The sequence below is a fragment of the Arthrobacter sp. SLBN-53 genome, from assembly GCF_006715585.1.
Taxonomy (GTDB): Bacteria; Actinomycetota; Actinomycetes; order Mycobacteriales; family Mycobacteriaceae; genus Mycobacterium; species Mycobacterium neoaurum_A.
Genome location: NZ_VFNN01000001.1, coordinates 4,544,621 through 4,566,659 on the forward strand (window position 1 = coordinate 4,544,621; position 22,039 = coordinate 4,566,659).

The following is a 22,039-nucleotide window of genomic DNA, read 5'->3' on the forward strand; positions in this document are numbered from 1 at the left end:
CGCCGGTTGTCGGGACTTTTTGATCCGAATCAGGAAAAGAGCAGTTGTGGCGTCGGGTTCCTGACGCGCAAGGATGGCCGTCAGACCCATGAGGTCATCCAGAAGCTGCACGAGGCGCTGTGCGCGGTCCCGCACCGCGGCGGCATGTCCTCAGAAGGCGTGGGCGACGGCGCGGGGGTCAATCTGGACCTCTCCCTGCGGTTCTTCCGCGAGGTCACCGGCCGGCCGGATCTGGAACCGGGTCAGTTCGGGGTCGGAAACTTCTTCCTGCCCAACGACACGGCATCCCACGGCGACGCCGAAGCGGTCATCGAGCGCACGCTGCGCGAACACGGGTTCGACATCATCGCCAAACGGGATGTGCCGGTGGACAACACGGCCATTCGGCCGGCAGCGGTCACGTATCAGCTGCCGATACGGCAGTGGGTGTTCACCGCCGACACGAGCGCACGCTTCGACCGCAGAATCCACGACGCCCTGATGGATATCGAGGCCGTCGCCTACACCGAACCCGCGCTGCTCGGGCTGTACCCGCTCTCGATCAGTGCCCGCACCCAGGTGCTCAAGGGCCGACTGAACTCCAATGAGGTCGTCCCGTACTTCAGCGACCTTTCGGACCCGCGGATGGAAGTGCATTCGATGTTCTTCCACACCCGTTTCTCCACCAACACGGTCCCCAACGCCACGATGGCCCAACCGTTCCGGCTGATGGCCCACAACGGCGAGCTCAACACCGACAAGAAGAACCGGCTCTCCGACAACGCCGTCGCACGCGCCCGCAACCGCGCGATCGTGCGGCCGGTCGGGCAGTCCGACAGCTGCCGGCTGGACCAGACCCTGCAGAACCGGGTTCTCGAAGACGAGCTGGACCTGATCACCGCGGTGGTGGCGATGATGCCGCCGGCCTGGGAAAACGACGAGACGCTGTCCCCGCAGGTGCGGGCGATGCTGGAGTTCTTCAGCCTCTACGAAGAGAAGAACGACGGGCCGGCCGCCCTCATCTTCGGCGATGGCACCTACATCGGTGCGCGCCTGGACCGGCTGGGCCTGCGCCCGTTGCGCTCGGTGGAGACCGCCGAGTACCTCGGGGTCATGTCCGAGGCCGGTCAGGTCTACTTCCCGCCCGAGGAGGTGACCAAGCGCGGGCGCATCGAGGCCGGCGGCATGCTGTACTACGACCACCGTGAACAACGGTCCTACGGCACCGTCGAAGCACTGGAAAAGCTTGCCCAGCAGCATGATTACCAAAGCATGCTGGACGAGGCGCGAGTGAATCTGGCCGATCTTCCAGCGGTTGCGCCGGAGGGGCAACTCTCCCCGGCCCGGTACAACGGTGATCTGTCCAGACATCAGCGCTATGTGGCGTACTCGTTGAATCAGGAGAGCTTCAAATTCCTGATGGATCCCATGCTGGCCACCGGCCAGGAGAAGATCTCGGCAATGGGGTACGGCGCAGCCATCAACGCGCTGTCCAATCACGAGGGTGGTATCGCCCGCTACTTCACCCAGCGGTTCGCCCAGGTGACCAACCCGCCGCTGGACAGCATTCGCGAAGCCGACGGCATGACGTTGCGGGTGGCACTCGGCGCCAAGCCCAACAGCGGGGGGAAGGCCGCGCCACAGATCGTGGTGCCGACGCCGATCCTGACGCATCTGGAGATGCTCAAGATCCGGGACCAGAAGCACACGCCCGTCGAGCGATTCGGCATGTTCTACCGGATCGACCTGGAGGATTCGGAAGCCAACGCCCAGGCTCTGGTCCGCGGTATCGACAAGCTGTGTGACGAGGTCGAGGAGTTCGCACGGGAGACCGGCGGTATCGCCGTCATCTCCGACCGGCACGTCGAAAGCGGTATGGCCGCAATACCGTTGATCATCGCGGTGTCGGCGATCAACCAGCGGCTCATCGAAGAAGGTGTGCGACTGCGGGTTTCGGTGATCGCCGAGAGCGGGCAGATCTGCTCATCGCATCACGTCGCCACCGCGCTGGGCTTCGGTGCCTCCGCGGTGTATCCACTGGGTGTGCAGATGCGCGCCGAGGAGAAGTTCGGGCCTGACGAGACCCAGGTTGCCGCGGCGTTCAAGCGGTTCGCCAAGGCCGCCGAGAAGTCACTGATGAAGACCATGGGCCGGGTCGGCCTGTGTACCGCCGAAAGTTATATCGGCGGCGAGTTCTTCGAGCCCAGCTATCTGGATACCGGCGAGCCGGTGCTGCGCAAGTACTTCCCCAATGTGGTGTCCCCGGTCGGCGGTGTCGGGTTCTCCACGCTGGCCGAGACCTCGGCCGAATGGCATGCCCGCGCGCTGGCCGTCACGGGGGAGAAGGACGTCCCGCTGCTCGGATTGTTCAAGGAACGTGCCGAGGGTGCGGGACATTCCTATGGGACGACCGCGGTGCGCGGGTTCGTGGACATGACCGAGGAGGAGATCTCCTTCAGCGACGACGCCCGCCCCGAGAACCCGGACATGGCCGATCCGCTGTACCTGCGTCGACTGCCACTGCATCAGCTCGAGGGTGCCTTCGGCCTTGACGACGAGGCATACCGCAACAACAGCTTTGAGGAGATGTCGCCGCGCGCGATCAACAACTTCGACATCACGCCGGGTTACCGGAACTTCGTGATGGCGATGAACACCGAACGTGCCCGGCGCCCGGCGGCGCTGCGCGATGTGCTGGCCTTCCCCGCCGATGTCAACTTCCTGCACACCGCCGACGAATTCCGATCCGAGATGGGACAATTCGCGCTGTGGGGTAACAACGGTTACCTGGTGCGGGGTCTGATCATCTCGGGAACCGGCGACGAGTTCACCCTGAAACTGGCCCATTCCGCGGGCCGGCTCACCGAGCTGGCGCAATCGTTGCGGCAACGGTTCGGCACGCAGATCGTCGACTACGACATCGTCGGCGACCGGTTGTGGCTGCGGGCATCCGGTGATGCCCTGCACTACCTGTCCCACGTGCGCACCGCACCGGACTCGATCCCGCTGTCCGCGGTGCAGCCCGCCGATGAGATCGCGGCCACGCTGGCCTCCGGGGCGATGAGCCACGGCGCGCTGGTGGCCGCCGCGCACGAAGCGGTCGCGCACGGCACCAACATGGTCGGTGGTCTGTCCAACTGCGGTGAGGGTGGTGAGCACATCACCCGCTACGGCACCATTCGCGGATCGCGGATCAAGCAGTTCGCCTCCGGCCGGTTCGGTGTGTGGGCCGGCTATCTCGCCGACCCGATGCTGCGTGAGTTGGAGATCAAGATCGGCCAGGGGGCCAAACCCGGTGAGGGTGGCCAGCTTCCTGCGCCGAAGGTGACCGTCCAGATTGCCGCGGCACGCGGCGGAACACCGGGGGTCGAGCTGGTCTCCCCGCCGCCGCACCACGACACCTACTCCATCGAGGATCTCGCGCAGCTGATCCACGATTGCAAGGCCGCGCGCGTCCGGGTGATCGTGAAGCTGGTCAGCTCCGAGGGAATCGGCATCATCGCCGCCGGTGTCGCCAAGGCCGGTGCCGACGTCATCAACGTCGCGGGTAACACCGGGGGCACCGGTGCCGCGGCCGTCACCAGCCTGAAGTACGCCGGGCGATCGGCCGAGATCGGCGTTGCCGAAGTCCATCAGGCCCTGGTGGCCAACGGTATTCGGCAGAAGGTCGTGTTGCGTGCGTCCGGCGCTCACCAGACCGCCAGCGACGTGGTCAAATCAGCACTGCTGGGCGCCGACAGCTACGAGTTCGGCACCACCGCCCTGATGATGCTCAAGTGTGTGATGGCCAAGAATTGCAATATCAAGTGTCCTGCTGGCCTGACCACCAATTCCGAAGCGTTCGAGGGCGATCCACGCGCCTTGGCGCAATACCTGCTCAACATCTCCCACGAGGTGCGCGAGATACTGGCGATGCTCGGCCTGCAGTCGCTGCGCCACGCGCGGGGGCGAAGTGATCTTCTGCACCTGCTGGATCATCCCTCCAGCATCGGCAAGCTGGATCTGCGGGCCATGCTGTCCGTCGCCGAGGGGTTCGTGCCCGATGACCCGATCTACATGGAGAAGGACTACGCCGTCGACGATGCGTTTTTGGCGCAGCTCGACCTCGACGGTGTGGCGATGGCACCGGTGACGCTGACCAACGGCAACAAGAGTGTGGGCGGTCAGCTCGCCATCGACATCGAGCGGATGCTGAATCACCCAGGACCAACCGGGCCGCTGGAGGGTCGGGCGGTGGCGGTCGATGCACGCGGGCGCAGGTTCCTCACCCCCGACAGCGTGCTGATCACCACTGACGGTTCGGCGGGTCAGAGTTACGGTGCCTTCTGCAATGACGGTATGACGATGTCGCACACCGGAACCTGCAATGACGGGGTCGGCAAGAGCCAGTGCGGCGGCACGATCACCGTCCATTCGCCCGGTGGTGGATCGGAACTGCCGGGCGGCAATGTGTTGATCGGCAACTTCGCACTGTTCGGCGCCTCCGGTGGACGGCTTTTCGTCGCAGGCGAGGCCGGTGACCGATTCGCCGTCCGCAACTCCGGCGCCACCGCTGTCGTCGAGGGTGTCGGTGAGTTCCTGTGTGAGTACATGACCAACGGCGCGGTGTTCAACATCGGGGGCTTCGGTAAGGGCGTTGCCAACGGCATGAGTGGCGGATTCCTCTATCAGTACGATCCGAGCGGTGTGCTGGCGGCCAAGGTGAGTGCCGATTCGGTCCTGATCGCCCCGCTGACCGAGGCGCCCTTCCACGAAGTCGCCGCCAAGACGATGCTGCAGTGGCACGTCGAGGCGACGGGATCGACAAAGGCCGCTGCGCTTCTCGACGATTGGGTCACCACCCGGAAACACGTGAAGTATGCGATGCCGCGGGCGCTGCTGCAGTACCAGGATGCCGACGCGATACTTGCGGCCAAGACGCGCAAGGAACTGCTCGACGAACTGGCCTCGGCGCTCGCCGGTCATCAGGTCGCCAAGTTCAAGCGGTCCTATCGGGACGGTGAGATGGTGCTCGGCGGTGCGGTACCCGGCTACGGGGACACCGACACCGAAGAAATGTATGCGCTGTTGAACACCTACACCGTGCTCAATCTCGCTCAGCAGCTGGCGCTGACCCGGCTGCCAGGGGTGACCGACGTTACCGACCCTGCGGTCGGCCGTACCGTGCGCAATCTGGTGCTGACGGAGGATTTCTTCCTGATCCAGAAGTTGCAGCGGTATGCGCGTGAGGCCATCGACGGATTCAGTGACGAGGACCTGGCCGTGTTGATCGCCAACAAGCGGATCACCGACTACAAGGACGCGCTGTCGCAGCGCAACGTGCTGTCGATGGACAGCCCCGGCACGTACGGCTGGATCCTGTTCCAGAGCGCCAAGAACGTCGAGCGCATCGGACGGCTGCCCTCCTTCGAGGAATTGTTTGCCGCCCAATCGGTTCCGGACGTCGTGGCCTCACTGACCACCTTGGAGAGCGCTTCGTGAAGATTGCCTACATTCCCCAGGATGCCCCGTTCAACGAGGACCAGCGGGCATGGCTGTCGGGATTCCTGGCAGGCCTGCACTCGCGGTTGGCCATGAACATGGTCCCGCCGCCGGCCGCGGTGGCCGACGCGCCTGCCGCGCGTCCGGCGCTGCGGATCCTCTACGGCACGCAGACCGGTAACGCCGAGGGCGTGGCCAATGATGCTGCCGCCGCGGCCAAGCTGCAGGGTTTCGACGTCAAGGTCAGTGGTCTCGACGAGATCGAGCTCGACGAGTTCGCCGGGCTGAAGTACGTACTGATCGTGACGTCGACCTACGGCGAGGGCGAGATGCCCGACAACGCCGAACTCTTCTGGGACGCGCTGTCGGCCACGACCGCCCCCCGCCTTGAGGGTGTGTCCTACGGCGTGCTCGCGCTCGGCGACACCAGCTATGACGAGTTCTGCCAGGCGGGCAAGCTCTTCGACATCCGGTTGGAACAGCTCGGTGCCACTCGCGTGGTGACCCGCACCGATTGCGATGTCGAGTACGAGGCGCACGCCGCCGAATGGATCCAGGGCGCCCTCACCGCGCTGGTGCCGACATCCGGGGCCAGTGGAACGCCGAGCACTCCGCCGCCGAGCGCGGTGGCCCGTTCGGGGTGGACGCGCAAGAACCCGTTCATGGCCGACATCGCGGTCAACCGGTTGCTGTCCGGACCGGGGTCGGACAAGGAGATCCGGCATATCGAGTTCGCGCTTGCCGACAGCGGTATCGAGTACGAGGCCGGCGATGCGTTGGCGGTCATCCCGGAGAACGACCCGGCACTGGTGGAGGCGATCGCCGAGCACTTCCGGGTGTCCCCGGACACCTTGGTCGACGACCGCCCGCTCGGTGAACTGCTCGGGCGTCGTTACGAGATCAGTGCACCATCGAAGGATCTGCTCGGTGAGGTCGAGAAGCGCGCCGACAACGAGGAGCTGTCCCATGTGCTGCGCGGTGGGGTCAAGGAGACCCTGGAGCGCTGGCTGTACGGCAAGGACATCTTGGACGTCCTGCGGATCGCCGGTGACGACCTGAGCCTGGAGGAGTTCATCGGGTTACTCAAACCCCTTGCGCATCGTGCTTATTCGATATCGTCGAGCGCGCTGGCGCATCCCGATCGGATTCATCTGACCGTCGCCGCGGTGCGCTATCAGGGCAACGGGCGCGCCCGTGGCGGCGTGTGCTCGACGTATCTTGCCGACCGGGCCGGTACGGCGAAGATCTTCCTGCAGCCCAACAAGTCCTTCCGGGTCCCCGGCGATGGTGACGTGCCGATGATCATGGTCGGACCGGGCACCGGGGTGGCGCCGTTCCGGGCCTTCCTGCAGGAGCGCGAACACAGCGGAGCGGCCGGACGAAACTGGCTGTTCTTTGGCGATCAGCACCGCGCCCACGATTTCGCCTACGAGAGCGAACTGCTCGGCTGGCAGTCCAGCGGCCTGCTGACCCGCCTGGATCTCGCCTTCTCGCGCGATCAATCCGAGAAGATCTACGTGCAGAACCGGATGGTCGAGCACGGTGCCGAGGTCTACGCCTGGCTCGAAGAGGGCGGCCATTTCTACGTCTGCGGTGACGCCACCCGGATGGCCAAGGATGTCGACAAGGCGCTGCACGACATCGTCGCCACCCACGGTGCGATGAGCGCCGACGCCGCCACCGATTACGTGAATTCGCTCAAGCGCGAGAAGCGCTACGTCCGCGACGTGTACTGACCCCGAGGCGATGGGTCCCACCCACCCGGTAGCAGGTCAGGGCGGGGACAGTTCGCCGCCGGGCGGCGGCGCGAAATCGGTCACGGTCTGCGTTTCGGTCCGGGTTTCGGTGACCGTGCTCGGCGGGACCGTCGTCGTGGTGGTGGTCGTGCTCGGCGTGGTCGTCGTGGTGGTGGTCGTCGTCGTCGTGGTCGTGGTGGTGGTCGTCGTCGGGTCGGTCGTCGAGGTGGTGGTGGCCGTCGTGGGCGGCACCGTCTCGGTGATCGTGCCGGGCGCGACCGGAGCGCCGGCCGTGGTCGTGGTCGTGCTGGTGGTGGTGGTCGCCGGGCCGGAATCGGAGTCTTCGGAGGACATTGCACTGAAGATCCCGTAGCCGGCCAGCGCCAGGATCGCGGCGGTGACCGCTCCGAGGCCGACAAGGGCCGCCGGCTTCTGGTACCAGGGCTGTGCCGGTTCGGCGGCGGCATACGGGTCGGCCAGCTCGCTGTAGTCGGCGTACAGGGTGGGGTCGTCGTGCGGGTAGTCGTTCGGGTCGCCCGGGCGCTCGTTCATGAGTGTCGATGGTAGGTGGTCGATGGTGGACGGTGGTGTCGATGGCAGCTCAGCGTTTACCCCAGTCCCATGGCGGAGCGGTCAGCATGGTCTGGCCCTCGATGAGGGTTTCACCCCACTCCTTGACCAGTTCCACGGTCAGCGCACCGGCCGCATCGAGCCGGTCACGCATGACGGTCGAATGGGTGACGACGATGACCTGGGTTGCCGCCGCGGCGTTTCCGATCATGCCGGCCAGAGCGGGGATCAGGTCCGGGTGCAGCGAGGTTTCGGGCTCGTTGAGCACCATCAGCGACGGCGGTCGGGGACTGAGCAGCGCGGCGGCCCACAACAGGAAACGCAATGTGCCGTCCGAGAGCTCCGCGGCCCGTAGTGGGCGCAGCATTCCGCGCTGGCTCAGCTGCAACTCGAAAAGTCCGTCGTTGGCGACCACCGATACGCCTGCGCCGTCGAAGGCATCGGCTATGGCGCCCTGCAGCTCGCCGTCGCCGAGCTCGATGATGGTCTGTAGCGCGGCGGCCAGGTCGGCGCCGTCGTCGGCGAGGACCGGCGTGCGGGTGCCCACCCTGGGCTGGCGGGCCGGCGCACCGGCGTCGGAGCGGAATCCGTCGTAGAAGCGCCAGTCGCGCAGACGGTTGCGGACGGCGTTGATCTCGGGGAGCGCCCCCGCGTACTCGGCGAGGACGCTGCGGTACAACGGTAATGCGCGGGACAGATCGGTGAACCCGCGCCCGGTCTCGTCGGCAACGTCGGCGTGCGGGCCGTTGCGGCGGACCAGCGCCGAGGACGGCCGCAGTCGCGGTCCGGCGAAGATGGCCTCGCGTTTGATCTCCGGATCGCGGCCGAACAGCGAGGCCGGCCCGGCGTGCTGGGGCATCCCGAGATCGACCAGATAGCCGAATTCATCCGAGGCGAAGCCGAGTTCCAGTGATACCGGGCGGGTGCGCACGGTGCCCTGGGTGCTTCCGGTCCGACGGGCTCCCGAGGTCTGCTCGGGTCCGGCCCACAGTGCCGATTGCAGGCCTCCTTCGCGGGCCAACGAGGCGATGACCTCCCCGCGGCCGCAATCAGCGAGCAGCATGAGGGCGCGGTACAGCGAGGACTTGCCGGTGCCGTTGGCGCCGGTGATGACGGTCAGCTGTTCCAGCGGCAACAGGACTTCGCGCAGCGATCGGTAGCCCCGGACCGCGATCGTGTTCAGCATGGCATCTCCAGTTCCAATCGGACACCGAGCAGTCGGATGGGACGGTCCAATTCGAATTCGTCGAGCAGCGCCAACGCCACACGCTGGATCTCCGCAGTGTCGTTGCCCGGTGCGGGCAGCTTGCGGACTTTGGTGCGGGTGAAAAAGGTGGCGGTGCGTACGGTGACCGCGACCCGGGTGACGGTGCGGCCGTCCGCGCTGACCTCCGTCAGCGTCGTGGACGCCAGATCGACGACGGCCGAGTCCATATAGGCTCGATCGGTCAGATCGTGGGCGAACGTGACGACGTGGCTGCGGGATCGTGGCACCCATGCCTGGGCGCTGATGTCGGTATCACCACCGCCCTTGGCCAGCAGGAGAAGTTGCAGGCCGGTGCTGGGGCCGAACGCCGAGGTGAGGGTCGTGGCGTCGGTTTCAGCGAGATCCGCGACGGTCGATATCCCCATGGCGGCAAGCTTTTTGGTGGTCTTGGGTCCGACGCCCCACAGCGCGTTGACGGGTCGGTCACCCATCTGTGCCGTCCAGTTCGACGCGGTGAGTGCAAATACGCCATCGGGTTTGGCGAAACCGGTGGCGACTTTCGCCCGCTGTTTGTTGTCGCTGATCCCCACCGAACACCTCAGCCCGGTCTCGGCGGCGATGACGGTCCGGATGCGTTCGGCGAGCTCGAACGGATCGGCCACATCGGCGCCGAGGTAGGCCTCGTCCCAACCCCAGACCTCTAATGGATGGCCGAGATCGCGCAGCAAGCCCATCACCTGCTCGGAGGCGGCATCGTAGGTCTGCGGATCCGAGGGCAGGAACGTCGCGTCGGGGCACTTGCGGGCCGCCGCGCGCAACGGCATGCCGGCGTGTACGCCGAACTCCCGCGCCTCATAGGAGGCGCAGGTCACCACCTTGCGGGGTTCATGCGGGTCACCGCTTCCACCGACGATCACCGGTGTCCCGACGAGTTCGGGGTGGCGACGCAATTCCACCGAGGCCAGGAACTGGTCGAGGTCTATATGGAGGATCCAGCGCAGGTCCGTCGTCACGTGCCGCAGAGTTTGCGGGCCACGTCGTCCCAGCCGGCCGCGAGTTGTTCGAGTGTCTTGCCGCGGTCTGTCATCTCGTGGCCCACTCGGTCGGCATCGAGCAAATCGAACAGTGCATCGGTCTGGGCGTCGAGATCGCCTGTCGTCCCTGCGGATTCAAGCAGCATCCGGATGTGGCTGCGGTGCAGGGTTGCCGGCGAGCTGTATCGGGTATGCGGGTCGCGGGCGGCATCGGAAAGCAGCGCCCGGTGGGTGTGGACGAACTGCAGCCGGCTGCGTCCGTACGCCTGGAGTCGTTCCAGCGGCGCGGCACCTGGCCCGAGCGGGGGAGGGCCGAACATGAAAGCCTGCTGCTCGGCGATCTCGTCCTCGTCGAGCAGCACGATCATCAGACCGGACCTGCTGCCGAATCGGCGGAACAGGGTGCCTTTGCCGACACCGGCGGCGGCGGCGACATCGTCCATCGAGACGGCGTCGGCCCCGCGTTCGGCGATCAGGCGGCGCGCGGCGTCCAGGAGCAGGGCGCGATTGCGCGCCGCATCGCCGCGCTCGGCCGGCGCGGCGGACGAGAGCGGCAACACGCTGAGAGGTTCGGGTGCGCCCACACCTGCACTTTAACTCAGCCGGAATTATTCGGACCGTGGTCCGGTTATCCTGTGCAAGCATCACCCGACGACGGAAGGAATCTCGAACATGACCAATGTGCTGGTACTCATCGGAAGCCTGCGGAAGGCGTCGATCAATCGGCAGCTCGCCGAGCTGGCTGTCGAATCCGCGCCGGACGGAGTGACGCTCCAGGTGTTCGATCGCCTCGGCGAACTGCCCTTCTACGACGAGGACATCGACAACGACGAGGTGGCCGAGCCGGTGCGGGCGCTCCGCGAAGCCGCCGCTGCCTCCGATGCCGCGCTGGTGGTCACCCCGGAGTACAACGGATCGATCCCCGGTGTGCTCAAGAACGCCATCGACTGGTTGTCGCGTCCCTATGGCAGTGGCGCTCTGCAGGGCAAGCCGTTCGCCGTGATCGGCACCGCACTGGGTCAGTACGGCGGCGTCTGGGCCCACGACGAGACCCGCAAGTCTTTGGCGATCGCCGGGCCCCGGGCGGTCGAGGACCTCAAGCTGTCGATCCCGTCGGCAACCCTCGACGGTAAGCATCCGCGCGAGCATGCCGAGGTCGCCGGTCAGGTGCGCGAGGTGGTCGGCAAACTGGTCGCCGAGGTCGGCTGAACCGATTTGACAAGAACCGCCCGGGAGCGTTGCTCCCGGGCGGTTCTGTCGTTCCGGCGACCGGGCGGCGGGGGCGTGGTTGTCGGACCCCGCCGATAGAGTGCGACACACCCCCGGATGTGATCTGCGACACGCCGGTCGGTGACACGCCATGGGGCTTACTACCTGGGAATTTCATGAATGTGGTTCAGAACATCTTGTATCTCTTCGGTTTGTCGGACACTAGGTGTAGTGTTTGACGGACCGCGAGGCCCCAACGCCACAGGGGCCCGGCGGAGCGAGATCCACCCGGTACCGGTCACGCCGGACACCGCGGATCCAACTCCGGGGGAACCGGAATTTACGGGCCCTCCGGACCGCTGAATTGAAGTGAATTACATAACCAGAGCAGTTGCCCGTCCCATGTCATGCACGAGCGTAGGAGCCGCTAGATGAACGTCACCGTGTACACCAAGCCCGCTTGCGTGCAGTGCAATGCCACCTACAAGGCGTTGGACAAAGCGGGCGTCGCGTATGACGTCATCGACATCACCCTCGACGACGAGGCCCGCGACTACGTGATGGCGCTGGGCTACCTGCAGGCCCCCGTCGTCGTCGCGGGCGACGAGCACTGGTCCGGATTCCGTCCCGACCGCATCAAGGCGCTGGTCGGAGCATCCGCCGTCACCGCCTAGACCACCCAGTCGACCGAGAGGAGTGCAGACGTGAGCAACCTCGTCTACTTCTCCAGCGTCTCGGAGAACACCCATCGTTTCGTGCAGAAGCTCGAACTGCCTGCCATCCGGATTCCACTCAAGGAACGGATCCAGGTCGACGAGCCCTACGTACTGGTCCTGCCCACCTACGGCGGCGGACACGCCAACGGCCCGGATCCTGACCGCGGGGGCTATGTCCCCAAGCAGGTGATCGCCTTCCTCAACAATGAACACAACCGATCGTTGATCCGCGGCGTCATCGCCGCGGGCAACACCAACTTCGGCGCCGAATTCGGCTACGCGGGGGTCGTCGTGTCTCGTAAGTGCGGCGTTCCATTTCTCTATCGCTTCGAACTCATGGGCACGACGGACGACGTCTTCGCCGTCCGCGCCGGCCTCACAGATTTTTGGGCTCAAACCCGGAAGGACCAGACGTGCCACCAACCGTCACAGCTGCAGAACCTGTAACCACCGGCGCTCACGCGCTCCCGGGGGAGACGGACTACCACGCGCTCAACGCGATGCTGAATCTGTACGACGCCGACGGCAAGATTCAGTTCGACAAGGATGTCCAGGCCGCGCGGGAGTATTTCCTGCAGCACGTCAACCAGAACACGGTGTTCTTCCACAGCCAGGACGAGAAGCTCGATTACCTGATCGAGAAGGAGTACTACGAGCGCGAGGTGCTCGACCAGTACAGCCGCAATTTCGTCAAGAGTCTGCTGGATCGGGCATACGCCAAGAAGTTCCGCTTCCCGACGTTCCTGGGCGCGTTCAAGTACTACACCTCCTACACCCTGAAGACGTTCGACGGTAAGCGTTACCTGGAGCGCTTCGAGGACCGCGTGGTGATGGTGGCGCTGACGCTGGCCGCCGGTGACACCACGCTGGCCGAGAAACTGGTCGACGAGATCATCGACGGCCGCTTCCAGCCGGCCACCCCGACATTTCTGAACTCGGGCAAGAAGCAGCGCGGCGAGCCGGTCTCCTGCTTCCTGCTGCGCATCGAGGACAACATGGAGTCCATCGGGCGCTCGATCAACTCGGCGTTGCAGTTGTCCAAGCGTGGCGGCGGAGTCGCGCTGCTGCTGAGCAACATTCGCGAGCACGGTGCGCCGATCAAGAACATCGAAAACCAGTCCTCGGGCGTCATCCCGATCATGAAGCTGCTGGAGGACTCGTTCTCCTACGCCAATCAGCTCGGCGCGCGGCAGGGTGCCGGCGCGGTGTACCTGCACGCGCACCACCCCGACATCTACCGGTTCCTCGACACGAAACGAGAGAACGCCGACGAGAAGATCCGGATCAAGACGCTGTCGCTGGGCGTGGTGATCCCGGACATCACCTTCGAGTTGGCGAAGAAGAACGAGGACATGTACCTGTTCTCGCCGTACGACGTCGAGAAGGTGTATGGCGTTGCCTTCGCCGACATCTCGGTGACCGAGAAGTACCACGAAATGGTCAATGACGGTCGGATCCGCAAGACCAAGATCAAGGCGCGCGAGTTCTTCCAGACACTGGCCGAACTGCAATTCGAATCCGGCTACCCGTACATCATGTACGAGGACACGGTCAATCGTGCCAACCCGGTGGAAGGCAAGATCACCCACTCCAACCTGTGCTCGGAAATCCTGCAGGTTTCGACGCCGTCGCTGTTCAACGAGGACCTGTCCTACGCCAAGGTGGGCAAGGACATCTCGTGCAACCTCGGTTCGCTCAACATCGCCAAGGCGATGGACTCACCGGATTTCGCCCAGACCATCGAGGTGTCCATCCGGGCGCTGACCGCGGTGAGCGACCAGACCCACATCTGGTCGGTGCCCTCGATCGAGCAGGGCAACAACGAGTCGCATGCCATCGGCCTCGGCCAGATGAACCTGCACGGATACCTGGCGCGCGAGCGGATCATGTACGGCTCCGAAGAAGGTGTGGATTTCACCAACATCTACTTCTACACCGTGCTCTACCACGCGATTCGTGCCTCCAACCGGCTCGCGATCGAACGCGGCCGGGCATTCGGTGGATTCGAGAAATCCAAGTACAAGTCGGGGGAGTTCTTCGACAAGTACACCGATCAGGTTTGGGAGCCCGCCACCGACAAGGTGCGCACGCTCTTCGCCGATGCCGGTATCCGCATCCCGACCCAGGACGACTGGAAGCGGCTGAAGGAGTCGGTGCAGACCCACGGCATCTACAACCAGAATCTGCAGGCGGTCCCGCCGACGGGTTCGATCAGCTACATCAACCATTCGACATCGTCGATCCACCCGGTCGCGTCGAAGATCGAGATCCGCAAGGAAGGCAAGATCGGTCGCGTCTACTACCCGGCGCCATACCTGACCAATGACAACCTGGAGTACTACCAGGATGCCTACGAGATCGGGTACGAGAAGATCATCGACACCTACGCCGCAGCGACTCAGCATGTGGATCAAGGGCTTTCGCTGACGCTGTTCTTCAAGGACACCGCGACCACCCGCGATGTCAACAAGGCGCAGATCTACGCATGGCGCAAGGGGATCAAGACGCTGTACTACATCCGACTTCGCCAGATGGCACTGGAGGGCACCGAGGTGGAGGGCTGCGTGTCCTGCATGCTGTGAGTTGAGTCGACTGATCGGCGGGCCGGGGAGCTATCCCCCGGCCCGCCTTTCGTTTTCGGGCAACTCGTCGGCGGCCGCGAAAAATTGCCGACATCGGCGGTGTGATGCGGCGGTTAGGCTGACACCACGTGCGGCGCCACATCAGCCGCGCCGGTGAGGGGGACACCGTGACTACCGACTTGGTGATGGTGCTGGCAGATGATTCCGATCCTGCACGTGTGATCGGCCTGGTCATCGGCAGGTTGCTGATCCTGGGCCTGATCATCTGGGGCATCGTGCATTTGATCCGCAAGCGTCGCCGCCGTGGGCAGCTCGCTCGATCCCCGCAGCCGTACTGGGATGGGAGCGCATGGAGTCATCCCCAGCAGGGCCAGCAGCCGCAACCGTACTGGGACGGAACGGCCTGGCGGTATCCGCAGGAGCAGTACCCGCCGCCGCCCGGTCCGCAGTGGCCGCCGGCCCAGCCGTCGTATCCGCCGGCCCAGCCACCGTATCCGCCCGCCGGTCCGGGATCGGCGCACTAGGTATCGCTGAGTCGGTCCAGTCGCAGGTCACGGGGGTCAGCTCCGGCTCCGGCGCGACCCTGACGTTAAACGATTGACAGGTCAGTCACCTATATGTCAGGCTGATCTTGTAGGCGGTGCAGACGGTCGAAGGTCGGATGCGCCGGGGTTGGGGTTCGTGTCAGGGGGGCGCGATGGTCGAGATGTGTGCAGGCTGGTCATCGCGGTGGCGGCCGTGCTGCGGTGCGACCACATGATGACCGTGGGCGTTGTTGTGCTGTGCGCCTGCGTCGTCGTCGTGGTCGGCACCTTGGGGGGTGTGGCACGGCCGTCACGCACGCGTACGGATGCGGTCTCTCACGACTGCGCGTGCCGTGAACAACGCCCGGAACACTGCCTGAACCGCCACGCCCTCTGAGTCATTCGACGGTGGCGGCGAACCGGTCCCGTGTGCAGCTCCGGGATTGCCGCCAGGGATCTCTTCGTTCGCTTCGCCTGGAAAGGACGGCCACGTGCCCTCATCGACACTCACGCAACACGACATCATCTGTCCTGTAACGCCTGTAGGTGAATCATGGTAACGCCGGGTCGGAAAGAAGATCGTGCGCCACGTTCGGTGATCTCGTTGCCGGTGCGTCGGGTTGCCGACCCCGCTGTGGCACCGGCCGGGGAGCGGCATCACGCCTCGGTCGCGCGACTCGACTCCTTTCACTGGGTGTCTTCATGCACCTGCGGATGGAACGGGCGACCGGTGATGTTGCCTTCGGTGGCCGTGGTCCACGCACTCGAACACTGCGCGCGGGGGACCTGTCTGCCCGCTCAGCCGCTCCGTGCGCGGCGCAAGGTGTGCTCGGTTGTCCCGCTGCCTCTTTCGTCCGGCGGCGGGCGTCAAGCCGACGCGATCGAACGATGGCGACGGCAGCAGTCAAGGTCGATCGTCAAGGGAACGGGAATCTGGTGAGTGCGCGCAACGGGAACGTCATTCGTTCGTCGAAATGGAAAAGGCCGACACCCGAGGGAGCGGCCGGCCCGCGCGATGACTTCGCCGACCGGCTGAACCGCCTATTCGAGGTTGTGTACCCGCTTTGGCGAGGGCCATACACGAGCCGAGAAATGCTGCAGGAGTTGTCAATACGGGGCCATTTGCTCTCGGCGCCGTACCTGTCACAGCTTCGGCTGGGCCGCCGGATCAATCCGTCGCGCGCGACCATCGATGCCATCGCCGAATTCTTCGGCGTACGTGCCGACTACTTTCTGGCGCCCGGCGGCGGGTATCAACGGCAGGTGGACGAGGATCTCTACTGGCTCAGCGTGGCGCGCGACCCACTCGTGCGCCGCGTCGTATCCGGGCTGCTCGATCTGCCTGCGGAGTTGAGCGACGAGCTTCTGGCCGCGGCCGAGGCCCGCTCGGCGATAGTTCTCGGCGAGGGTACTGCGGATCGGGCTGAAGCGGGATAGTCGACCGGCCGCAGTATGTGCAGTCGTCCTCAGCCTCGGTACCCGAGCGTGTACTCTTTGCCGGTGCGTCGGTCAAGCGGATCCGCGGGAGAGGGGCGGCGCGTCCGCGGTCGCCCGCCGAATCCGCAGCTCCAGGAGGAGCGACGCAACGCCATCATCGAGTCCGCGTATGCGGTGCTGACCGAAAAAGGTTACGAGCGCACGTTGATGTCCGACGTGGCTCGGCACGCGCAGGTGTCCAACGGAACTCTCTACCGGTACTTCGACAGCAAGCGTGAACTGGTCGACCGCATCTTCGACTACGCGGTGACCAAGGCGATCGCAGCGCTCAACGTCGACTCCGTTGTCGACGAGATTGAAGCCACGGACCGCGAGCCGTTGGAGCTGATCACCGCTTTTGGCTCGCGGTTGTTCGCGCTGGTGGATGAAGATCCGGCCATCATTCGTGTGCTGACCGTCGAAAGCAGCGCGATCGACGCCGAATTGCGCTGGCGGGTAATCGGTCTACTCGGCCTGATCGATTCCGGCGTAGCGCAATTGTTCGAGCGGTTCGCGCCGGAGAGCAGCGCAGACCGCGACGTGTGGAAGATGTTGAGCCGGATGATCGTGGGAATGGCCGGACCGGGTCTGGCGATGTCGCTGGCCGGTGACGGCACCGCGACCATGCGGGCCGAGTTCCTCTCGATGATGAAATCGGTTGCCACGGACGGGCTCCTCGGGCGGGTCGACGAGGACACCGGGGGAAACGACAATGCCTGATCGCGCGCGGCAACTGTACGAGGCGGCGGTGGCACTGTTCTTGGAGCGTGGTTACCGCGATGTCGACGTCGACGATATCGTCGCCGAGTGCGGGGTGAGTCGAGGCACGTTCTACGGGTCCTTCCGAAACAAGCGTGACCTGCTGGATGCGATCATGATTCGTTCCCTGGATGACCTTGGGGCCGCTGTCTTCGTCGATCGCGACTGGTCGGCGGTGGCCGATCGGGACGCCTTCGTCGACGAATTTCACGCGCTGGTACGCAGAGCGTTACAGCATGCCGTCGACCATGCCGAGTTGTTGTCCTTCGTCATTCTCGCCGCACCCGGCGTCGATGCCGACGCGCTCAAGGCCATGCTCGGCGGCTATCGTCAGCTCAGTGCTCAGGTGACCGATATCCTCTCGATCGCTGCCGAGCGGGAGTGGCTACGGTCTGATGTACCGATCAACATGGTGTGGGCCGGTCAGCTCGTGGTATCGACGCTCACCCAGGCCGCTTCGCCGGTTCTGCTGGGTTCCGGCGAGCCGTTCGATGTCGACGAGATCAGCACTTTCGTCGCGAACTATCTGCTGGGCGGACTCCCCGCAGTCTTGCCCGCAGGCTAAGGCCGGCCTCGACGCGCTGCGTCCTCGTACTCGGCTATCGCCCGGCCCATCTCGGTAGCCGGCGGATGGCCGAATGCCCACTCGGAGGCGATGTCATGCCAGTTGTTGGCCGATTGAAGTGTTCCCAACAGCGCGCAGACACTCATCTCCGTGCGCCGGGCGAACGCATGCGGTCCGAGCATCCGTTGGGAGAAGATGCCGTCCCGGAAATCGGACCGTGGCAGCATTGCCTGCGACAGGGCCTTGTACGCCACCTTCTCGGTGATCTGGGCGACGCCGGGTAACAGGTACCACCCGGCGACCGCATGCATGTAATCCATCGTCATCTCGGGCGGCATCGCCTCGGCGTCGGCGAGGAACCCCGCCAGGCGCGTCAGGTCATGCACGGTGGCGGCGTCACCCTTCATTGCGGCGGCCAGGATCGAGCGCTGGCAGTCCAGATCGCCGGGGGACATGCGAACGTAGAGGCCGAAGTCGAGAAAGGCCAGACGGCCGTCCTCGAGGACCAAGATGTTGCCCGGATGCGGGTCTGCGCAGAACCGACCGGTGGTGTAGATGTTGCCTGCGTAGAAGCGATAGATCGCCTCACCGAGACGATCGCGATCGGCCTGGTCGGTCGGTGAGAACGTGTGCAGCGCCCGCCCTTCGACGTATTCGGTCACCAGAATGCGCGCCGAACACAGCTCGTCTATCGGCTCCGGTATGGCGAACACCGGATGCTCGCGGTTGCTCTCGTAGACCGAGCGATGATTGTCCAGTTCCAACCGGTAGTCGAGCTCGGATTCGATCTGTTGGCGTACCTCCTGCATCACCTCATCGAGACCGGGTACCGGATAGAAGGGTCGGCGCAACCGAACAAGCATGGCCATGTTCTTCAGATCGGCCCGCACCGCGTCCCGCGCGAACGGGTACTGAATCTTGACCGCCACAGCGCGTCCGTCGCTCAGGGTGCCTCGGTAGACCTGTCCGAGCGATGCGGTGGCCACCGGCACCTCGTCGATGTGCGCGAGCAACCGCCGGCTGGACGGGCTGATCTCCTTGTCGATGAGCTTGAACATGGTGGCGTTGGGGACCGGAGGTGCGGCGTTGAACAGCGGCTCCAGGCGGCGGCTGAATTCGGCGCGCGATTCTTGGGAACTGAGTCCGAAGTTGAGTACCGAAATGATCTGCCCCAGCTTCATCGCCGCCCCGCGCATACTGCCCAAGGTCTCCACCAAATCGTCGGCGAGCCGCAGCATCTGCTCGTCACGCGCGCGAGCTTGCTCCTCCTCGGATTGAAATGGTCGACGCGCGGCATCGACGGCATGGCGGGCCGCCTGCCGGGCGGCGACCTTGCCCAACTGTGTTGTGCGGCTCACCCGGGACGCGCTCTTCGGGGAGCCCTTCACGCGGGTGCCCCGTGCAATCGGCGAATCTCAGTTAACGACCTCGTCGACCCGGCGGAGACGCAGAGATTGTTGCTGAACGTGCCGGCCGCTTCGTTCTTCGGACGGCCCGTCTCGGTCCTTCTGGGCTCCACGTGCACAACAATCACCATCTGCGCAATACCCCCCAACGGTGCACTGTTGCCACGAAGTCCCGTTGCCGTACGTTCTCCGCGTGGTCGGCAACCGTTGGCGCAATGCTACCCGCACTTGATCAGTGCGCCCGCAGGCTTTTCCGCCTCGCGCCGGGCGGTGCGCCGCCAATAGCCTCGTGGGGCAGCGGCGACTGCCGCCACGCAATTCGTGTCGGCGGGGAGAGACCGGTGGGTGTGGAAGAAGACGGGGCGGTGGCGCGGGGTGACTGGGAACCCTGGACTCCTGCCGAGGTGGCTCAACGGCTCGTATTCGTCGATGCGCCATGGGCGGTGGCAGCAGGCTGGGCACTGGACCTTTTTGTCGGTGAGGTCACCCGCACGCATGAAGACCTTGAGATCGCCGTTCCGGCAGCCCGCTTCGACGAGATCGTGGCTGCCCTTCCGGGATTTCAGTGGAAGGTGGCCGGGGACGGGCGGATCTGGCCGTACCCGCGTCATCTCGACCGGCACTTCCAGACGTGGCTGTGGGACGTCGAGCAAGACTGCTTCCGGCTCGATGTCTTTCGCGAGCCGCATACCGAGGGTCGTTGGGTGTGCCGACGCGATCCGAACATCACCCTCGACTACGTGGAGCTCATTCTGCGAACCCCCGCCGGGGTGCCCTATCTCATTCCCGAGGTCGCGCTGCTGTTCAAGGCCAAGCATGTACGCGACAAGGACGAAGCCGACTTCGCGCGGGTGCTTCCGGAATTGAGTTCATCGCGACGAGACCGGTTGCGCGGCTGGCTGACTCAGGTACATCCCGGTCACCACTGGATCGATGCGCTCTGAGGGCTGCCACATCCACCATTGGTAGGTTGGTAGTCGAGTCGGTGAAGGAAAGGTGGAGTCAGCGTGGCGGGCAAGTTGTGGAAGGACCTGCATCCGGCGGGCAAGGCGCTGATCGTTGTTCTGGCGGTGCTCGATGCGGGGCTGCGGGCCGCGGCGCTGCGCGATCTCTCTGCCCGTGACGCTCAACAGGTCAACGGGCCGCGCTGGCTCTGGCGTGCCGCGCTCGGGTTGGTGACATCCTCGGGCGTTCTGCCGCTGGCGTACTTCGTGAAGGGACGCAAGCGGGCTGTCGTCACACCGATCAGGTAGGCCGTCGGCCCGCTAGCGTTGGGTGGCGCGCTGCGCTTTGATTCGACGCTCCTCGGTCAACACATTCTGGAAACTCTCGCGCTCGGCGATCAACCAGTCCGGCTTGTCCTCCAGGAGTGCGTTGATCTGCTCGGTGGTCAAGGCTTCGGTGACACCGCCGCGCGCCAAGCCCGCGATGGATACACCCAACTTGGCGGCGACCAGATTCTTCGGGTGCGGCCCGTTCTTGCGAAGGTCCTTCAGCCACTGCGGCGGGTCCTCCTGCAGAGCGGCGAGCTCGGCACGGGTGATGGTGTTCTCCTGGAACTCCGCCGGGGTGGCAGGCAGGTAGACATCCAACTTCTTGGCCGCGGTGGCGGACTTCATGGACTGCGTGTTCTGCCTACTCATGAATCCAGCGTATCGGTAGCCTGACCAGGTGACCCAGCCCAGCCTTGCCGTCGGGTACATCCCCGGCGCGACCCCGGCGAAGTGGGCACGGGTGTGGACCGAGCGTCATCCCGATATCGCCTTGCGGCTGAGCGCCGTGGAGGCGGCGGATGCGGCCGACGCCGTGCGAACGCGGGCCGTCGACGTCGCATTGTTGCGACCGCCCGCCGACCCCGGTGGGTTGGCGGTCATCCCGCTCTATGCCGAGACCACGGTGGTGGTGCTACCGGCCGACCACCTGCTGACAGCCCTCGACGAGGTCTCTGCCGCCGATCTGGCCGATGAACCCGTCGTCATACCGCTCGACGATGTCGTCGGCTGGTCGGCCGGCCTTCCCGTGGAGCACCGGCCGGAAACCACCAAGGACGCAACGGAACTCGTCGCCGCCGGGATGGGGTTGTTGGTTGTGCCGCAATCGCTGGCGCGGCTGCACCACCGCAAGGACCTCAGCTATCGGCCGATATCGGACGCGCCCGCCTGCCCGGTGGCGCTCGCTTTTCCCGACGGTGAACAGACCCCGCTGGTCGAGGAATTCATCGGCATCGTGCGTGGGCGTAAATCGAGCTCGTCGAGAGGTCGCGCCGAACCGGCACCCAAGCGCACCGCGCGTGAGAAGACACTGGCCAAGCAAGCCGCGCGCGCGGCGGCAGGCAAAACCGCGCGTAAACCCGTCAAGCGTGGGCGCCGGTGAGCACCGAACCGCTGGGCACGGGTCAGGCCGAGTAGTAGTCGTTGCCTCGGGAGAATTCGACGAAGACACAATCGTGCTCGCCGACGGTCCACGCGTCGTGGCCGGGCGGTAACAGCATCACATCCCCGGCGGAGAAGATGTCCTCCGTGCCGTCGGTCATGCGGACCGCAAGCTTGCCGGCCAGCACCAAGGCGACGTGCGGTAGTTCGCACAATTCGGTGCCCGCATAATCCTTCAGGTCATTCGACCACCGCGCGCCCCGCGCGAAGGTCACTTCGGTGACCGAGACGCCGTCCAGCTCGGCGGTGCGCTTGGAGATCAAACCGTGGACATCGCTCGGGATGTCGGCAAGGCGAGCCTTCTGCATCCTCGGGTTGGCACGCACCACTGCATTTCTCCATTCACCGCGGAAATGGTCCTGA

General features: G+C 65.1%; 20 protein-coding genes. 13 read left to right on the top strand and 7 right to left on the bottom strand.

The genetic code is table 11. The features are described 5' to 3' along the window. The first annotated feature begins 6 nt into the window (after positions 1-6). Positions 7-5,460 (top strand): glutamate synthase-related protein, encoded by a 5,454-nt coding sequence (locus tag FBY28_RS21805; RefSeq protein WP_174241702.1) that lies wholly within the window; start codon positions 7-9, stop codon positions 5,458-5,460. Next, positions 5,457-7,196, top strand: a complete 1,740-nt coding sequence (locus FBY28_RS21810; RefSeq protein WP_141869338.1) for a sulfite reductase subunit alpha — start codon at positions 5,457-5,459, stop codon at positions 7,194-7,196. Before FBY28_RS21805 ends, FBY28_RS21810 begins: the two co-directional genes overlap by 4 nt. Before the next feature lie 36 nt (positions 7,197-7,232). Here FBY28_RS21810 and FBY28_RS25810 read toward each other — a convergent pair whose 3' ends face one another. The 4 genes from FBY28_RS25810 to FBY28_RS21830 are packed head-to-tail and all read right to left on the bottom strand — an operon-like array spanning position 7,233 to position 10,591. Continuing rightward, positions 7,233-7,748, bottom strand: a complete 516-nt coding sequence (locus FBY28_RS25810) for a hypothetical protein (RefSeq protein WP_160145519.1) — start codon at positions 7,746-7,748, stop codon at positions 7,233-7,235. Positions 7,749-7,797: 49 nt separating this feature from the next. Further along, a complete protein-coding gene (locus FBY28_RS21820; protein WP_141869339.1) occupies positions 7,798-8,952 on the bottom strand; it encodes an AAA family ATPase in 1,155 nt (384 codons plus the stop codon). Then, positions 8,946-9,986: a DNA polymerase IV gene (locus tag FBY28_RS21825; RefSeq protein ID WP_174241703.1), complete on the bottom strand. Its 1,041-nt coding sequence runs from the start codon at positions 9,984-9,986 to the stop codon at positions 8,946-8,948. Before FBY28_RS21825 ends, FBY28_RS21820 begins: the two co-directional genes overlap by 7 nt. Beyond that, positions 9,983-10,591, bottom strand: a complete 609-nt coding sequence (locus FBY28_RS21830; RefSeq protein ID WP_141869340.1) for a TetR/AcrR family transcriptional regulator — start codon at positions 10,589-10,591, stop codon at positions 9,983-9,985. Before FBY28_RS21830 ends, FBY28_RS21825 begins: the two co-directional genes overlap by 4 nt. Before the next feature lie 88 nt (positions 10,592-10,679). Between FBY28_RS21830 and FBY28_RS21835 the strand changes: the two genes are divergently transcribed. The 8 genes from FBY28_RS21835 to FBY28_RS21870 all read left to right on the top strand — a co-directional run bounded on the left by FBY28_RS21835 (position 10,680) and on the right by FBY28_RS21870 (position 17,838). Next, positions 10,680-11,216, top strand: coding sequence for an NADPH-dependent FMN reductase (locus FBY28_RS21835; RefSeq protein ID WP_141869341.1), 537 nt, complete (start codon positions 10,680-10,682; stop codon positions 11,214-11,216). A 431-nt stretch (positions 11,217-11,647) separates the two neighbouring features. After that, positions 11,648-11,890: a glutaredoxin-like protein NrdH gene (gene nrdH / locus FBY28_RS21840; protein ID WP_141869342.1), complete on the top strand. Its 243-nt coding sequence runs from the start codon at positions 11,648-11,650 to the stop codon at positions 11,888-11,890. A gap of 30 nt (positions 11,891-11,920) precedes the next feature. Next, on the top strand, positions 11,921-12,379 hold the full coding sequence (nrdI, locus tag FBY28_RS21845; RefSeq protein WP_030135821.1) for a class Ib ribonucleoside-diphosphate reductase assembly flavoprotein NrdI: 459 nt from the start codon (positions 11,921-11,923) through the stop codon (positions 12,377-12,379). Next, positions 12,346-14,514: a class 1b ribonucleoside-diphosphate reductase subunit alpha gene (gene nrdE, locus FBY28_RS21850; protein WP_141869343.1), complete on the top strand. Its 2,169-nt coding sequence runs from the start codon at positions 12,346-12,348 to the stop codon at positions 14,512-14,514. Before nrdI ends, nrdE begins: the two co-directional genes overlap by 34 nt. A 167-nt stretch (positions 14,515-14,681) precedes the next feature. After that, positions 14,682-15,038 carry a hypothetical protein gene (locus FBY28_RS21855; RefSeq protein ID WP_141869344.1) on the top strand — a complete coding sequence of 119 codons (357 nt, stop codon included), beginning with the start codon at positions 14,682-14,684 and terminating at the stop codon, positions 15,036-15,038. Positions 15,039-15,926: 888 nt separating this feature from the next. After that, complete coding sequence (locus FBY28_RS25815; RefSeq protein ID WP_160145520.1) at positions 15,927-16,475, top strand: helix-turn-helix domain-containing protein; 549 nt, start codon at positions 15,927-15,929, stop codon at positions 16,473-16,475. Between the two features lie 63 nt (positions 16,476-16,538). Beyond that, a complete protein-coding gene (locus FBY28_RS21865; protein WP_216847889.1) occupies positions 16,539-17,234 on the top strand; it encodes a TetR/AcrR family transcriptional regulator in 696 nt (231 codons plus the stop codon). Continuing rightward, positions 17,227-17,838 carry a TetR/AcrR family transcriptional regulator gene (locus tag FBY28_RS21870; protein WP_019514560.1) on the top strand — a complete coding sequence of 204 codons (612 nt, stop codon included), beginning with the start codon at positions 17,227-17,229 and terminating at the stop codon, positions 17,836-17,838. The genes FBY28_RS21865 and FBY28_RS21870 overlap by 8 nt, the downstream gene beginning before the upstream one ends. Here the strand turns inward: FBY28_RS21870 and FBY28_RS21875 are convergent. Next, positions 17,835-19,196, bottom strand: coding sequence for an ABC1 kinase family protein (locus FBY28_RS21875; protein ID WP_216847890.1), 1,362 nt, complete (start codon positions 19,194-19,196; stop codon positions 17,835-17,837). The two genes, FBY28_RS21870 and FBY28_RS21875, sit on opposite strands and share 4 nt — an antisense overlap. Positions 19,197-19,585: 389 nt before the next feature. On the opposite strand from FBY28_RS21875, the gene FBY28_RS21880 reads away from it, so the two are divergent. Beyond that, complete coding sequence (locus FBY28_RS21880; protein WP_141869346.1) at positions 19,586-20,188, top strand: nucleotidyltransferase domain-containing protein; 603 nt, start codon at positions 19,586-19,588, stop codon at positions 20,186-20,188. Positions 20,189-20,251: 63 nt separating this feature from the next. Continuing rightward, positions 20,252-20,497, top strand: a complete 246-nt coding sequence (locus FBY28_RS21885; RefSeq protein WP_141869347.1) for a hypothetical protein — start codon at positions 20,252-20,254, stop codon at positions 20,495-20,497. Positions 20,498-20,509: 12 nt separating this feature from the next. Here the strand turns inward: FBY28_RS21885 and FBY28_RS21890 are convergent, their stop codons facing one another. Further along, the gene (locus FBY28_RS21890; RefSeq protein ID WP_141869348.1) at positions 20,510-20,887 is read right to left on the bottom strand and encodes a DUF5997 family protein; all 378 of its coding nucleotides are present in this window, start codon (positions 20,885-20,887) and stop codon (positions 20,510-20,512) included. Between the two features lie 28 nt (positions 20,888-20,915). Here FBY28_RS21890 and FBY28_RS21895 point away from each other — a divergent pair, with 28 nt between their 5' ends. Beyond that, the gene (locus tag FBY28_RS21895) at positions 20,916-21,617 is read left to right on the top strand and encodes a LysR family substrate-binding domain-containing protein (protein WP_141869349.1); all 702 of its coding nucleotides are present in this window, start codon (positions 20,916-20,918) and stop codon (positions 21,615-21,617) included. A gap of 22 nt (positions 21,618-21,639) precedes the next feature. On the opposite strand, the gene FBY28_RS21900 is transcribed toward FBY28_RS21895, so the two are convergent. Continuing rightward, entirely contained in the window at positions 21,640-22,005 is a 366-nt protein-coding gene (locus tag FBY28_RS21900; protein WP_141869350.1) for a cupin domain-containing protein, read from the bottom strand. Positions 22,006-22,039 lie beyond the last annotated feature (34 nt).